At 48.5% G+C, this 15,195-nt stretch carries 9 protein-coding genes; all 9 read left to right on the plus strand.

The window, feature by feature from the left end; translation table 11 throughout:
• Positions 1-89 precede the first annotated feature (89 nt).
• Complete coding sequence (locus ACOJUO_RS03765; RefSeq protein ID WP_422138970.1) at positions 90-8,054, plus strand: AAA family ATPase; 7,965 nt, start codon at positions 90-92, stop codon at positions 8,052-8,054.
• Positions 8,055-8,073: 19 nt separating this feature from the next.
• A complete protein-coding gene (locus tag ACOJUO_RS03770) occupies positions 8,074-9,402 on the plus strand; it encodes an MFS transporter (protein ID WP_422138971.1) in 1,329 nt (442 codons plus the stop codon).
• A 196-nt stretch (positions 9,403-9,598) separates the two neighbouring features.
• Positions 9,599-10,192, plus strand: a complete 594-nt coding sequence (locus ACOJUO_RS03775; protein WP_422135429.1) for a hypothetical protein — start codon at positions 9,599-9,601, stop codon at positions 10,190-10,192.
• A gap of 162 nt (positions 10,193-10,354) precedes the next feature.
• Positions 10,355-11,005 carry a pseudouridine synthase gene (locus tag ACOJUO_RS03780; protein ID WP_422138972.1) on the plus strand — a complete coding sequence of 217 codons (651 nt, stop codon included), beginning with the start codon at positions 10,355-10,357 and terminating at the stop codon, positions 11,003-11,005.
• Between the two features lie 433 nt (positions 11,006-11,438).
• Entirely contained in the window at positions 11,439-12,479 is a 1,041-nt protein-coding gene (locus ACOJUO_RS03785; protein ID WP_422135431.1) for a peptidoglycan DD-metalloendopeptidase family protein, read from the plus strand.
• 137 nt (positions 12,480-12,616) lie between these two features.
• On the plus strand, positions 12,617-13,048 hold the full coding sequence (locus tag ACOJUO_RS03790; RefSeq protein WP_422135432.1) for a DUF962 domain-containing protein: 432 nt from the start codon (positions 12,617-12,619) through the stop codon (positions 13,046-13,048).
• 412 nt (positions 13,049-13,460) lie between these two features.
• Positions 13,461-13,721, plus strand: coding sequence for a DUF5062 family protein (locus tag ACOJUO_RS03795; RefSeq protein WP_422135433.1), 261 nt, complete (start codon positions 13,461-13,463; stop codon positions 13,719-13,721).
• A gap of 206 nt (positions 13,722-13,927) precedes the next feature.
• On the plus strand, positions 13,928-14,782 hold the full coding sequence (locus ACOJUO_RS03800; protein WP_422138973.1) for a methyltransferase domain-containing protein: 855 nt from the start codon (positions 13,928-13,930) through the stop codon (positions 14,780-14,782).
• A gap of 71 nt (positions 14,783-14,853) precedes the next feature.
• Positions 14,854-15,195 carry a DUF2956 domain-containing protein gene (locus ACOJUO_RS03805; RefSeq protein WP_422138974.1) on the plus strand — a complete coding sequence of 114 codons (342 nt, stop codon included), beginning with the start codon at positions 14,854-14,856 and terminating at the stop codon, positions 15,193-15,195.

The following is a 15,195-nucleotide window of genomic DNA, read 5'->3' on the forward strand; positions in this document are numbered from 1 at the left end:
TCGTTAAAATGGAACTTTAATCACACCTTAAGGTCTAACCACTAAACAATTTCAATAACTTCAAATGACAGTTGAGAGGGAGATAGACTATGGATGGCCAGATTGCTGGAAGTACCAAAAAACGCGTTTCTGATCCTGGCCTGCTTGATGATGGCATGGCAGCCAAGATGGCAAAGCTGGATGTATCGTCAAAGGAAAAGCAGGATGTAGAAATCTGCTCTGAAGTAAGGTCCAGACTAAATAGATCGCCCTCTTCGGAGACCTTGCCTGATAAAGTGAGAACCATCTCCGCAACGGATTCCTCGCTCCAAAAGGCGACTCATTCCTTCGATTTTCGTTTTGTCGACAGTGATGACGAGGTTCGACAGCTTTTGGTTGCCAGAACCTGCGATGAACATCAGGATGTTACGGTTATTTCTCACCCCGACGACCTCTCACAGGCCAACCTGGTGAGCCGGTTGAGCATTTCCGAAGAGGGCCGCCACACTCTGAGTCCGGGCAAGCTCTTTGAAAGTTCACAGCCATTGACCCTGGTGATCGATATCCGAAAGCTCACCAGTGAGGAACTGCCTAAACTTAACGATCTACTGGACCCGGATAACCCCTGTCTGTTCGATAATGTCAGCCAGAAGAAACGCCCTCTGGGCGAACACGTTGCTCTGCTGGTGTTGGCAGACCCTGAACAGTTGGCATTGGTTGGCCGGCGTGAAGACGCACCCGGTGCTGATTTCTGGCGGCGAATTAATCGACCGGGCAATACCTGGCAGTTCGAAGCACAGACCGACTATGACTCATCGATAGAGATCGACGAGCTTCCTTCGCTATTGGCTGAACTCCCCTCTGCTGAAAGTACCACGGATGACGACAATACCGTTCTTATTGACTGCCACCTGCACAGTCACTGGCGACCGTTGCTGCTCGGCGGCCCTGGCGTGGATAAACAGGGGCGAATCCGGCACATCCCCGGCAGGCTTGAGTCATTGAAGACCGGGCAACGGGTGATTCTGAAGGGGGCTGACTGGAAAGATCTGGCCTTTGAACAGAGCATTCGTCAGATGCTGGCGCAACAGTGCTTTGAGAGCAATGGGAAGATCTGTCCGTTACCCGACGATGTTCAGTTTTATCAGATGCCGGTAGGGGATAACGAGCTTCATTCACTGTTCCAAAGTCTGTCCCACTCTTCTGTCAAAGAGGGTGACGATAGCGAGTGCACATCAGAAAAACCGATCATTATTAACCAGAGTAATATCAGGGACTGGCTGAGCCCGATTGCCATTGCCCCGGAAGGCTACGCAGTCCCTAACATCCGTCTGTTGGAACAAATTCAGGCAGGTGGTGCAGTCACCGTAACGTCTGCCCTCACTGAGGCAGATTGGTTCCGTTTGCTGGGCTCACTGCAAACTATTCTCGAAACAACAGGCCTGAAGCCCCGGCTTCAGGTGGCTGATTCAAAACGGCAGCCAGAAGCCCTGGGATTGGCAGAAAACGATAAGCACTCTTCGTCCAGCAGCTGTCAGCTGCAGCAAAAAATCAAAGATCAACGCGCTTTTAGTACCCTGACGTATCAGCATCATGCCCAGACCAGTCACTGGATAAATAGTCAGCAGGAAGTGCCTCTGGTCATTCAAGTCAATGAACAGACCAGCTTCAGCCAGCTATTTGATAACATTCATATTACTTCCGAACAAAAGGCGTATTTTGGACAACGTCAGAGTCAGTTGCAGAAGGCATTAACCTCTGGCAAGCCGGTTGTATTCCTGGGAATGGAGACTAGTCCAACACTTGCGCAGCTTCTGGAACCCCTGATTATAGGGCAACCTCTGTTAGTGAATGGCCAATTACAGGCGTACCCACAAGCACATGTCACCCTGCTTTGGCCTGAGTCTGCGAAGAGTCCGTCTTCAGTAGTCAATTTGATGGTCGCCATGGGTAAACCCTGTCCTGAGGTCGATCTCTGGCATATTAATGCTCGCAAGCATCAAATCCCGCAGACTGAGCTGCCAGAACAGGCAATTGCTAAACTTTACGAAGCGTTTGAAAGCGTACCTGCCCACCTTTGTAACCCTCTGCCTGAAATAACCGAAGAGTTGTTGAATAACCTGATACTGGCTGCCCGCCGGGCACAGCAGGTTGACCACTCCAAACAGCTCCTGTCCTGCCACTGGCGCAAGGCCATCAATAGCGTCATCACCCATGGCACCCGACAGCATCCTTCAGTGCGGGATTTTATGAAAGTAGCCTGTTGGCACCTGTTACCGGATAAGACGCCGGACCAGGGGCAAGCCGACTCGGTAGACCCGGATCGGTTAAACGCCATCATCAACAGTGCCCTGCCATTGAATAGAGTGTTTGTGGAACAGAACCTGTGGCCACTGGCCCGAGCCTTTGACCCGGCAGTCTTTAAAGGTATCCAATTACAACTGTCCTATAAAAGTCCATTTCCAGAGCAAGGTGAAAAAGACGTTATGGACAGGCTCTGTGCCATGATCCTGGCCCACGCGCCTGAAAAACAACGGGATGCTATAGCCTATCAGCTGGCAGTCGATCCGGCGGCAACAAAGCCCTGGCAATCCCTGGCCATCAAGCCAACCAGACAGATTAAACGTTTGCAAGATGCACTGGCTTCTGGCTGGCAGTTACTTCTGCCATCGGGGCAGACCCGATCCAATACCATTCACGCGCTGGCCACCGATTGTTTTCACATATCCAAAACAGCGAATGCGGAGGCAGAAGGCATTGAACGTATAAAACATCGACTCTCTGAATTACTGAAATGGCAGGGTTCCGCTGATGAGCCCCTGTCTGCACTGGCCAGGGATCTTTATTATGGCGAGATGAGTCAGGAAGATCGTGAAAGCCGTCGTTTATCCCGGCTCCATGACCGGATGACAGACTCTCCCGTTATCTTCCTGCAGGGAGAAACCGGCACCGGGAAAAGTTATTTTTCAGCGAAGATGGCCAAGGCTTCGGGACAAGCTTCAGTCATTTCCCTTGGACCTTCCGACAGCGAACAGACCCTGATGAAACGCTGGCAGTGGCAACAACACGGCGATGGCGACCGCTCTATGGCGGAACAAAACCGGGCATTGATGGAATGGGCCAATACCAAATCCGACAAAGACGGAGAATACATTACCCTGGTGCTGGATGAGGCTAACTTGGCCGAAGCCGGATTGCTGGCGTCACTGAACGGCTTATGGGAACCGGAACCCTGCATCTACGTGAATGGTCATCCTGTCAAAGTCAGCGAAAAACACCGTGTAATTCTCACCGGCAACCCCGATCATTACTCCGGGCGCCAAATGGACCCGACCCTGAAAGAGAAACTGCCCAAGGCTTACTACCCACGTCTGGATCAGGCTTTCCTTCGGGACAGAGTAGTAGAACCGGCTTTGCTCAATCATTTACAGCGCCACAAAATAAACGACATTGCACACAGGGCCAGCAAAAGTGTGATGGCACTGTGGCAATATTATCAGGAGCTGTTGCCCGACCATGAGTTTACCCCCAGGGATTTAACCGATATCTGCAGCTGGGTGGGTTGGTATCTGGATCGAGCGTTGTCCGAAGGCGACAGTGCCAGCTGTGAGCAAGTGAACAGTTTGATCCAGCAAAGTTTCCGGGATCTACTGGGTCCCGAAATCAGCGAGACTCAACAGGATGCCCTTTCGGCACTGGAAATCTGGTTTGCTGCCCGCTACCAACCGGACCACACCCTGCGCGACAGAGTTCATAACCACACCTTGCCGGATATACAGCGGGACTTCGAAGCATTCACCAAAGAATTCCGACCTGAGTTTGATACCTCCGGATCGGCAGTCATTGATCTGGTGCAACATCTGGGACAGGATTTAAGCCGCTGTCAGCAGGCTTATCATCACGACAGAAAACACGGCGGCCGTCAGGCAACGCTGATTGAAGGCCCGGCTGGACGGGGTAAGGATGCCACGCTGAACCTGCTGATCAAAAGTGTTAAACAGCAAGCTGAAGAACGGGGAAAAACCATGCCAGAGGTCTTTCCCCTGAATGCCTGTGATTGTTCCTGGGAGCAACTGTGTGAAGTGATCCAGAAAGCAAAAGTAAAGGGCGGCATCGTAGTTATTTCGGAAATGAATCTGATCGACAGCCAGCACCTGGAAGGTGAGTTAAATGATATTCTGGCCGGTGATGCCCATCCGGGTTTCCATTTGTTTGCCACCATCAACCCACCCGAGTACAGCGGACGAAAACCCTTATCACCGGCTCTGAAAGGGCGTTTTCGACATTTGCCGATCCGACAGTACAATCAGACCGAATTGCAGACCATTGCCGAGAAAGTGTTGCCACTGACTCCAGAAGGGAAAACCGCAGCTAAAAAGCTGACTGAGCAACACTGTCGATTAAGGGCCTGCCTGCAACAGGGAAACCTGCCGTTGCAGCCGACCAGCCTTGATTTACAGAATGTCGCCAGAGCGGTTGACAAAGGGGGCGATTTTACCGAAAAAGCACTGCTTCAATGCCTCGATAAGCACTACCGGCTTTATCTGATGGCAGCCGAACTGTCGCTGGAGACACTGCCAGAACCACCCGCTCTCGCCATGGGTAAAAGTAAGTTTGATTCCGGACTTTGCGAATGGTTCATCCAAAGCGTACCCAACATTGATCGGCCGTGGTTGATACGAAAAAGTAACCTCGACAGTATTGATGAAAAAAACCACGAAATTCGTATTAAGGCGCGTCCGAATGAAGAGGAAGTCAAAGCGGAAATCATCAGGAGGGTGGCTCAGGCTAAATGGCAGGCATCTGGTCTCTCCCTGAAGCCGTATCAGTCCGGCGATATTCTCACCCGGGCACTTTACCGACACTGGCAGCAACGCTGGTTTAATGATGAGTTTGGCCGCACCGGCGTGAAGGCCGATGATGTATTCTCCATGACGAAAGAAGAGGAACAAACCCTGAAAACACCGGCCTGCCAGCCTTATCTTCGGGAGGCTGATAAGCTGATAGAGACATGGAATGCCCGTGACATTCAATTTTGGCCTGCATTCTGGCATCAGATGAGTGACCTGCCGAACCAAATGTTGAACGATTCTATTAACGAAGAGACGCAGGTTAAGGCATTGGCTGAAGAAACGGACTTTTGCGGCCTGGCTGCGAATGATGGTAACAAAACGACGGTGAATCGGGCATTGGGTCGGGAAACGGACTTTGAGAGACTAAAGAAGCCAACAGTGGAAGAGCATAAAATCTTCAATACTGAGAACCCTCCTCCCAGTATGTATCGCTACGAGGTGATAAATATTCGTGTGACTGCTAAGGGTGATATCGAATGTATCGATATTAATGATCAACACATTAAGGGAGTCGAAATCCTCACACCAGCCCCGTTACCCGGGCATGACCAGACAGTGACATTAACCAGTGATCAAACACTGGCAAGCTATAAAACACCACCACAAAGAGGCCAATATGTATTGCCCAGCCTGACACCTGACGACTATATTGTGGCACTGCGTATGGAACCCAATTTGCCATATAAACTGATCAGGGATCGGTATACCGGGCTTCACACAGTGTTTATTCCCGGCGCCGGAGCCAATCAGAGTATTCAGTTCGACTATGTCGTGGAATCCAGAAAACCGGGCAAAAAAACATTGGCTAATGAAGCCCAATCCGAAGGATCAGATCCATCAGCACGTTTTGATGCCCACTGCTCAGAAGGTATGAAAACCGTACTGAACGAACTGTTCAAGACCATTGCCGATCACCCGCCGGAAATACAGCAGATTTTGCGGGCAATAAAAAACGCAGAAACCACAACACAACGAGTTAAGGCGATCTCGGACTATTGCCGACAGTTTTCCGGTAAAGCTAAACCGAAACGCAAAAAAAATCTCTTTCGATTCCTCGTCACGCAGCGGCAAGGCTCCTGTCGTCATCGAGTGCCTGTTTTTATTGCTTTTTGCCGTTATTTCGGGATTCCATGTCGGCAAACAAATAGCCTCAACCACGGCTTTGGTGAGTATTCAGTGGATGGAGGTCGAACCTGGGAGTCTGAGTCTTTTGGCGGGCAACCTGTAGAGGAAAAGGAAATCAAACCTGAATTCCAGCCTGTCAGGAAGGCAAATGCTCCCAGCACGCCCGCCAGAAAGGGTAATGCTTCCGGTACAGGCACCAGAAAGGAAAATGCTTCCGGCACGCCCACCAGAATGGCAAATGCTTCCGGCACTTCCACCAGAATGGCAAATGCTTCCGGCACGCCCACCAGAATGGCAAATGCTTCCGGCACTTCCACCAGAATGGCAAATGATTCCGGCACTTCCACCAGAATGGCAAATGCTTCCGGCACTTCCACCAGAATGGCAAATGCTTCCGGCACTTCCACCAGAATGGCAAATGCTTCCGGCACTTCCACCAGAATGGCAAATGCTTCCGGCACTTCCACCAGAATGGCAAATGCTTCTGGCACGCCCACCAGAATGAAAAGTGCTGTCAGCGCTGCGTTAGCGAATTTTATAGGTCTTTTGAAAGATGCTGTTATAGCAAAACATCAAAGTGCCTATGCTGAGAGCCTCGAAGAACTGGACAACGCCGATGAGGCAGACTGTGAATTGCCGGAAACCAATCCAGGCACCGCCGAAATGGTCTTGAAACTTTGGAAACAAAAAGATCTAACCAGTTTTTCCATGGGTGTCTCAATGTTACTGGAGCAAGAAGCATTGGGCGATGCAGAGAAGAAATTGATCGAAGAGTTCTATTTTTTAGCCCGGATTGAGTCCCCGATGACGGCGACAGTCAGAGAAATATTGCTCAATAATGATGAAGATCAGGTCACTGAACAACTCAAGTTATTGTACTCAAAAATGATTGTTCAGGGCGGTGCAGACCCTTACGAATGGTTTAAATCAATAGTGGAGATTCTGAAACGCAGGATCTTGACCGACCCTGCGGTTATTCACTTTGCCCATGAAGCCCTGAAATCAGGTTGGCTGGACCCAGTGCCGACCAATGGGGGCCATACTGAACAGGCCAGTTATTATTATGATCTATTGAGGGAGCTGGCAAAGTTCGATGAACTGAAGGTCGAAGCTACCCATTGCCTGAAAAAGTGGTATAGGAAATTATGGTCCAGAGAAAAAAATAGTCAGGTATGGCGGTTGGCTTATGAGCACTTCCGGGAGAGGGAAGGTTATGGCTTTTTCATCACTCATTGTCATGACGGGTTTTCACGATACCTGGAAGATAGCATTATCAGCTCATCTATACAGAACGCCTGGACAGACCAACCTGAGGGCATTCCCAATATAGAACGAATGCTGGCACACCGTCCCGCGTTTCCACAATCAGTCTCAGGCAAGAAGAATCACCGTCCGGTGATTATCATAGGGGGATCTTTCTGGTGCGACACAGTGATTAAAGAAAAGGTCAAGGCTCTGTTCCAACAAAAAGTTAAGAACAATCCGGACTTGAAGGCAAAATTGGAAAGAATCAATCAATATAAGGAAACTGCGGCAGCGCTTGAAGATTACACCAACTCTGAGCGAAATAGGATTGAAGAGCTTGAAACATCCATGGATCAACAACAAAATCAAGCTCAAAAAGAAGAATATAGGAGAAGAATGCTTGCTATCAAAAGAACGCACGAATCCATTCGCAGAAGTTACCAAGCTAGCCTGAAGTCATTAGAGCTGTCGGATGAAGAGAAAAATCTTCCTGACATCTTAAAAGACAAATGCAGGCAAGCGATTCAGCAGGCCTTCAGCCATTACCTGTATGAATTGACACACTCGAAAGGCGGCTGCCTGACGTATTGTTGGGACGATGCTGCCATCATGCCCAAGAATGATTACCACTGTGGCTCTCATGCCCCATCTTCACCAGAAGAGCTCTGTGCCATGATGTCCAGGGTTCAAGGCTCTTCCGCAAACTCTTCTATTGAGGACTCCTACTTAAGGCAGGTTCTCAACGCCAATAACGCTCTGGTACTCAGATCTGATAAGATGACGACAATTGCCGATGAGTTTTTGAAAAGCGTGAATTTGAGCTCAATTTGTGACTCATTGAGCCTGTCATAAAACATAACGAGGCTTTAACATGAGGCAACAGAGTCAGCTGGCACTGCTGGGTAAAAGACGCTTTCTACCTTTTTTCCTGACCCAGTTTCTGGGTGCTTTTAACGACAACCTCTATAAAAACTGCCTGTTACTGATGGCGGCATTCGCTGCAGCAGAAAACCTGCCACTTAACTCAGATCTATACATCAACCTGGCTGCTGGCCTGTTTATTCTTCCTTTCTTTCTTTTTTCCAGTGCTGCCGGGCAGATCTGTGACAAATATGAAAAGTCGATGATTATCCGCCGGGTCAAACTGCTGGAAATTGTCACCATGGCGGTCGCTTCCGGCTTTATCATTACCCAGAACTACCTGATCCTGTTGGTTCTGCTGTTCCTGATGGGGGTTCAAAGCGCTTTTTTCGGGCCGGTTAAATACGCCATTATTCCCCAGCACCTGAATGAAAATGAACTGATTGGCGGCAATGCTCTGGTAGAAATGGGTACTTTTGTTGCCATACTGGCGGGTACGCTGGGTGCAGGTATTTTGATTGAACAGGCTGATGCTACTGTCTGGGTAGCCATTTCTGTCGTTCTGTTTGCCGTTCTGGGTTATTTGGCGTCTCTATTTATACCGGGGGCTGCAGCGGCTGATCCCGACCTGAAAATCAACTTGAACCTCTTTCAGCAGACCCTGACTATAATCCGGAAAACCCGATCAAACGACAGCGTTCACAAATCCATTATTGCCATTTCCTGGTTCTGGGCTCTGGGGGCTGCTTATTTGACACAGCTTCCCAACCTGGCCAGCGAGACCCTGAAAGGCAGTCCACAAGTCGTCAGTGTCATGCTGGCGATATTCATCATTGGCGTCGCTGCCGGTTCGCTGTTCTGTGGACGACTTTCCAAAGGTCATATTGAGCCGGGTATTGTACCCATTGGTGCCCTGGGTCTGAGCCTGTTCGGAATTGATTTGTATTTCGCTGTCACTCCTGCCACAACGACAAACTTACTGACCATTGATGCCTTTATGGAAAACAGTGAGAATCTGAGAGTTTTGCTGGATCTGGGCATGATTGGTTTTTTCAGCGGCCTGTTTATCGTTCCTCTGTATGCCATGGTTCAGCAGAGAACACCTGCGAACCGTCGTGCACAGACGATTGCTGCCCTGAATGTTCAGAATGCACTCTATATGGTGGTCAGTGCCTTGTCTGGCATGGTATTCCTGGGGTTCCTGGAGCTGTCCATTGAACAGTTTTTCCTGACACTTGGTGTACTCAACCTGCTGATCTGTGCCCTTATTTTCAGAAAAGTGCCGGAATTTATAGAACGTTTTGTCGCTCGCTTCGTTAAGAAAGTCGCCAGTGATTGAGTTCATTGTCGGTACTGCCGTATCGTGACATGAAACGACAACTATGTTGTAGCGGGGGGCTGCATAATGCTCGCACATTCATTATTGATCCTGTGCATAACCATTGGCAGTCCGCTGGATTTTTTTTGTTATGTTTTCTGGAATTATGCAAATTCTTTTTTACAATGAATTGCATTCGAAGTAATGAGGTTTATTTATGATAAGAATCAAGCTTCTTTCTATATTGATCTTTTTGACATCGGTTTCTTACGCCAGACCAACCATTAATTATTTTGAGTTATTGGGCTCATGGAATGGTGAGAGTGCCAGCCTTGACCATATCAATCTGGAATTTCATGGACTAAACACCTTCGCTTCTGAAAAACTGTTCATACTCTACAGAACTGAAGAAGATGAACGTACCGAGATCGGCCATGTAATGAGAGATGGTAGTTATGGGACCTACACTATGAATGTAACAACAGATGAGGGAATCTTAAGTCATAGCGCCTTATGGATTTCAGCTTCTCCCCCTGAAAATCCCGACTTGAATGGTGTTTTTTTAACAAAAGAAACCAATCTGGAAGAATTAAGAAAAATGCCTGGAAGAATGACCGCTTACATACGGTTAAAAAAAATTGCTACTGGGAAATTAGTCATTTGCTGGGAAGATTTTGATTACTACCTTCACAATCAGAGATTATTTTTTAGAGACTCCAATTTAAAAGAAAACAAAAAAATTTGGCCCTCGACAGATTCAAGCATTTGCTCAAGTGAAAGAGATATAATACTAAGAAAAGATGAGCTATGAAAACTCAATGTCAGCTTTCACTTTGTCGGGCAGAGTCCTTAAGCTGGATACTACGAGCGTAGGCTTTACCGGTGGTGACAGCAGCAGTGATTAGAAGTCTTACTTTTCATCCCCCCCTCAATCCCTGCATAATGCCCGCACATTCATTATTGACCTTTTTGCATGACCTTTATTGCGCCTCACTGTCAGGAACCTTTGACTGAGCTGTACCGTGACTCCGAACTGGTGGTTGTTGTTAAACCTGCGGGATTGTTAAGCGTTCCCGGTCGTCCACCCAACGATAACGACAGCGCTCATGCGCGCCTGCTTGCCATTGAGCCGGAAACCCGGGTGGTCCACAGGCTGGATATGTCCACATCCGGGCTCATGGTGTTCGGCCTGAATGCAGCCAGCCACAGAGAACTGAGCCGACAGTTCCAGGATCGGGAAGTGGAGAAAGGGTACATTGCAGAAGTCTGGGGAACGCCGGAACAAGACTCCGGAGAGATATCCCTGCCATTGATTTGCGACTGGCCTAACCGACCCAGACAAAAGGTGGATCATGAGCAGGGAAAAAAGGCCCTGACCCGGTATTACTACATAGCGGGTGATGGCACTCACGGCAGGGTCTGGCTGGAGCCCGTGACAGGCCGGTCTCACCAACTCAGGGTTCACCTGGCTGAGCTGGGACACCCTATTCTGGGCTGTGAGTTTTACGCTCATGATAAAGCCAGAGCAGCGTCTGACCGTTTGCGCCTGCACGCCAGCCTTCTGACATTCAAACACCCTGCCACGGCAGAAACCATGAGATTTGAGAGCCAGCCTCCTTTCTGAGGGCTGGCGGAGTTGAGTTTTTACAGGAAAAAAGTAAACAAGGGATTCATGCCCATAGCGGGAGCCAGAACAACAGGGTAACGGGCGAAAACGCCTATTGATGAGTGCGTTCACCCATTAAAGCGGCCACATGATACAGACGTGCAAATGTTAGAAAAGCAGAATTATTGCTTACTGATATATAAAAATACTGATAGATGGATTTTGTTCTAAGTAGAAACCTCGGAAAGAACAACCGATTGTACGAAAGTCCACATTCGATCACTTCGTTTGTTCCCTTTTTATTTTCCTGTCCGATGTCGGCCTGGTAAAAATCCCGATAGCCAGTGTTATCGCTTATCCTGATCACAGACCTATTAAGGAGAAGCCTCCATAGTCCACTTTTTCGAGGGCTGTGATACTGCCTGCAGTTTTCCACAGGGGGTCCTGATGAATGCCTGCCAATTCATTTTATAAAGCCTGCACCAGACTGTTTGACAGGCCTCATCGCTCGACCAGCAAATCATTCACCATCAAAGTCAGACGCAGTTTGCCTGCCGCTCTGATACTTTCAGTGTCTTTCTCAAAGATTGCTTTTGCTCATTCCACTGACAGGCATGAACCCGCTGCTTTTGAACTGTTCAAAACTTTTACCGGCGAAATTCAGGGGAGCCTTTACCGGAGTGCGCGAAAAGCGGGTGTTTCAAGCTCATTCATTCATAAGTTTGCGGCCATTTTCCGATATAAGATTGATTTCAGTAAAGATCTGAAGGCTGGTGATCGCTTTAAACTATTGACTGACAATTCCCTGAAAAACAAGAAGGGAGCTGGCGGTGTCATTCTGGCTGCCCGACTCTATCAGAAGGACGAAATCCACACGGCGGTTCGCTACAGCGATGGGAAGTACTATACACCGGAAGGAAAAATACTCGGCAGCTCTTTCTCCCGGTACCCTCTGGGTAAAAAGGGCCGGGTCAGTTCCGGTTTTAATCCAGCCAGGAAGCATCCCATCACCGGCCAGATTCGCCCGCACAATGGAACAGATTGGGCTGTGCCCGTAGGAACTGCCATTTATGCTCCAGCTGACGGCGTCATCGTCAAAGCAAAAACCAATCACCCGGCAGCCGGTCACTTTATCGAAATGCGAAACGGCAGTCGCTATGTCACCCGGTACCTTCATCTGAGCAAACTGCATGTGAAAGAAGGGCAAAAGGTTCGCAAAGGCGATTTGATTGGTAAAACCGGAAATACCGGTTTGTCCACTGGTCCCCACTTGCATTACGAACTGTTTATCGATGGCAAGGCAGTGGATCCTATGACCGCGAGACTGCCAACCGGTGAACCTTTGCAAGGTGATGCATTGAAGCGATTTAAAAAGACCACACAACCGTTGATCGCAGCCATGAATCAGAATCAGCAGGAAACACTCCTTGTCAGTAAGGCAAGCAGTGCTCCTGATAACTGGCTAACTCTGAAAAACACTGACGCATTTTAAAATCATTGTGAACAACTCCATGGTGCGAGGTATCATTGACATGCCTGCCACTGGGTTCAGTAGCAGGCATTACGCAGAATAAAGACAAGAATAACAAAAACGCTGCTTTAGCAGGTTTCATTAGAATGAGGCCCCCTATGCAAATACGACCCCTGACTGAATGGCTCGAAGCCTATGGTGAAAGTCACCAGGACCCCACCAACAAACAGATTCACTGGATCTGCGTTCCGGCAATCATGTTCAGTATTATTGGCATTGTCTGGTCTTTCAGCCCTGCTGCGGTCATTGTGGTCATGGCCATGACCCTGATTTTCTACTTTATGCTGTCTCTGCCTTTATCTCTGGCCATCATTGCCTTATACGCAGTTATGAGTTGCATCGCCGCCAGCCTTGGTGAGTATTTACTGACCCTGAGCATTACTGTTTTTGCGGTGTCCTGGATCTTCCAGTTTATCGGCCACAAGATAGAGGGCAAAAAACCCTCTTTCTTTGAAGACATTCAGTTTCTGCTGGTCGGGCCACTCTGGTGTCTGAATTTTCTTTTTAAGAAGTGGAATTTAAGGGTCTGACAGGGTGTTTTTATCGGTAACACCCTCTAAAAACCCAAAACATTCTTTGCAGTCCATTGAGTGGCTATTCCATGGTAAGAAAAAACAACAGGGTCTGGTGCCGGATTTAGCCAATAGTACTCAAATTAACTCTGGAATTGCTGACCTCAGGCAGATCCTCAGTGCAAACTACTCGGGAGCATGAGATCGCTTGAGCTATTATGATGTACCCTTTACCGTGAACCTTAGCAGCCTGTCGGACTTAAGACTGTCCTACTGCGGTTGCAATAAATTGGTCTAAAAATCCCTGTTTCTTCGTCAAATAGCTCGCTATTCTCCTCAGAAACAGAGATTTTTATCCTCAATTTCTTGCAATCCTCGCTACGGACGCTTAAGTCCGACAGGCTGCTTAGAGAACAAAACCTGGAAGCCAATGAAAAAACTCAAAAATGAAAGCGAACTGGTCAAAGAAGCTCTGAGAGTCGGAGCCATTTATGCCCAAAAACGCAAAGTAGCTCAGTTTGAACCGACAGATTCCGCCAAGCAAAAAATTGAATATCTATACCGCCTGCTGGTTCATGACAAGTTGATACAACCTCTGGTGAAAGGGGAAGAGTCAGAACAAAGCATGAAGCGCAAACTGGCGCTGTGGATATCTCGCCAACTGCCAGAAAATCATCCGCTGTTGAAATAAGCGCCCTGAATTAGGCCATTAGAAGTCATAGCTGATTTAATGTTCGGCGCTGCGGACATTTTTTTCATGGCAAAAAGCAGTAATTACAGTAAACTTCCCGGCTCGAGCAGCTCTGAGCTAAATCCAGTTCCCAGCAAATCGTGGAAGTGGCTTAAAGGTCCGGATGCGCTGCATTTGCATTATCAAAAAAACCTTTACTGGTAATCATGACCCTGACTCTGCGCTGCCCCGTCTGCCACGAATCTCTGACACAGTCATTCCATACCTCCGGTGCGGGTCTGGGCTGCATCCGGAATCACCAGTTTGATCGAGCCAGACAAGGGTATTTCAATCTTCTTCCGGGGCATAAAAAACGCAGCAAAAACCCCGGCGATGACAAAACAATGGTTCAGGCCCGAACCCGTTTTCTGGACAAAGGCTACTATCAGCCGGTGGCTGATTCACTTGCCAAAACTCTGGACAGCCTTGAGAAATTTTCAGAAAGTAATCGGTCTATTCTTGATGCCGGTTGCGGTGAAGGCTATTACACAGAAAGGCTGCAACAGGCGTTTCCGGGAGCCGCAGTAGTCGGCATTGACATCTCCAGGCCTGCCATAATGGCCTGCTGCAAAAGAAGCAAAACTGTCCAGTGGCTGGTTGCCAGTGTTAATGACATTCCCGTTAAAGACCAGGAAGTTGACGTCATTGTAAGTGTATTTTCACGATGCGACTGGAACGAATTTGTGCGACTGTTAAAGCCTGACGGGCATGTTCTGCTACTGTCTCCCGGAGAGAAGCACTTGCTGGAACTTCGTCAGGTTATCTACGAAACGGTCAGACCTTACCCTGTGGATAAACTGCTTGATCAACTTCCTGAAAGTTTTAACCTGACAGAAACAAAAGCGGTTCAGGGCATTATGCAGCTGAACTCAGCAGAAGATATCATGGACTTACTGGCAATGACCCCGCATTACTGGCATGTCAAACCTTCCCAGAAAGAAAAGCTGGCCAGCCTGGGTGCTCTGCAGTGCCGCTTTGATATGAAACTCTATGTGATCCAACGCGCATCACACAAAAGATAGAAATCTGAGCTGATTTCGTCGGGGTCTTGCTCTATTATCCGTCTCTCCCTTCCCCGAGATTGTTATACGATATGGCCAGCCCCCGGAAGAAAACCGATTCATCCAAAACCCGTGAAGAGGCTATGTCTGTAGCCAGGGCCACCCAGCGACCCGGCCAGAGCAAAGAGCAGACCAGGCTGATCGCCCAGGGCATCCAGAAAGGCATTGAGCACTATAAAAAGCAGCAAAAAGCCAAAGCCAGAGAACTCGACAAACACCTGAAAAAAGTTAAAAGGCAGGTAGAGAACCCTGCCGCAGAAACTGAAACCATCACTAAGGAATTGACCCGCTATAGACAGCATTGGCTGCCCTGGCTTTTACTGGCTCTGAGCTGGGCAGCATTTACCGCTTACCTTTTTGCGTCTGAAGTCTAA

It is taken from the genome of Endozoicomonas sp. ALC020 (assembly GCF_049275935.1).
GTDB lineage: Bacteria > Pseudomonadota > Gammaproteobacteria > Pseudomonadales > Endozoicomonadaceae > Endozoicomonas_A.

What these genes read in the sequence shown, in the direction of transcription:
- ACOJUO_RS03765 (WP_422138970.1), top strand. Translation starts at nt 90, where the DNA reads ATGGATGGCCAGATTGCTGGAAGTACCAAAAAACGCGTTTCTGATCCT.
- ACOJUO_RS03790 (WP_422135432.1), top strand. Translation starts at nt 12,617, where the DNA reads ATGCAAATACGACCCCTGACTGAATGGCTCGAAGCCTATGGTGAAAGT.
- ACOJUO_RS03775 (WP_422135429.1), top strand. Translation starts at nt 9,599, where the DNA reads ATGATAAGAATCAAGCTTCTTTCTATATTGATCTTTTTGACATCGGTT.
- ACOJUO_RS03770 (WP_422138971.1), top strand. Translation starts at nt 8,074, where the DNA reads ATGAGGCAACAGAGTCAGCTGGCACTGCTGGGTAAAAGACGCTTTCTA.
- ACOJUO_RS03805 (WP_422138974.1), top strand. Translation starts at nt 14,854, where the DNA reads ATGGCCAGCCCCCGGAAGAAAACCGATTCATCCAAAACCCGTGAAGAG.
- ACOJUO_RS03800 (WP_422138973.1), top strand. Translation starts at nt 13,928, where the DNA reads ATGACCCTGACTCTGCGCTGCCCCGTCTGCCACGAATCTCTGACACAG.
- ACOJUO_RS03785 (WP_422135431.1), top strand. Translation starts at nt 11,439, where the DNA reads ATGCCTGCCAATTCATTTTATAAAGCCTGCACCAGACTGTTTGACAGG.
- ACOJUO_RS03795 (WP_422135433.1), top strand. Translation starts at nt 13,461, where the DNA reads ATGAAAAAACTCAAAAATGAAAGCGAACTGGTCAAAGAAGCTCTGAGA.
- ACOJUO_RS03780 (WP_422138972.1), top strand. Translation starts at nt 10,355, where the DNA reads ATGACCTTTATTGCGCCTCACTGTCAGGAACCTTTGACTGAGCTGTAC.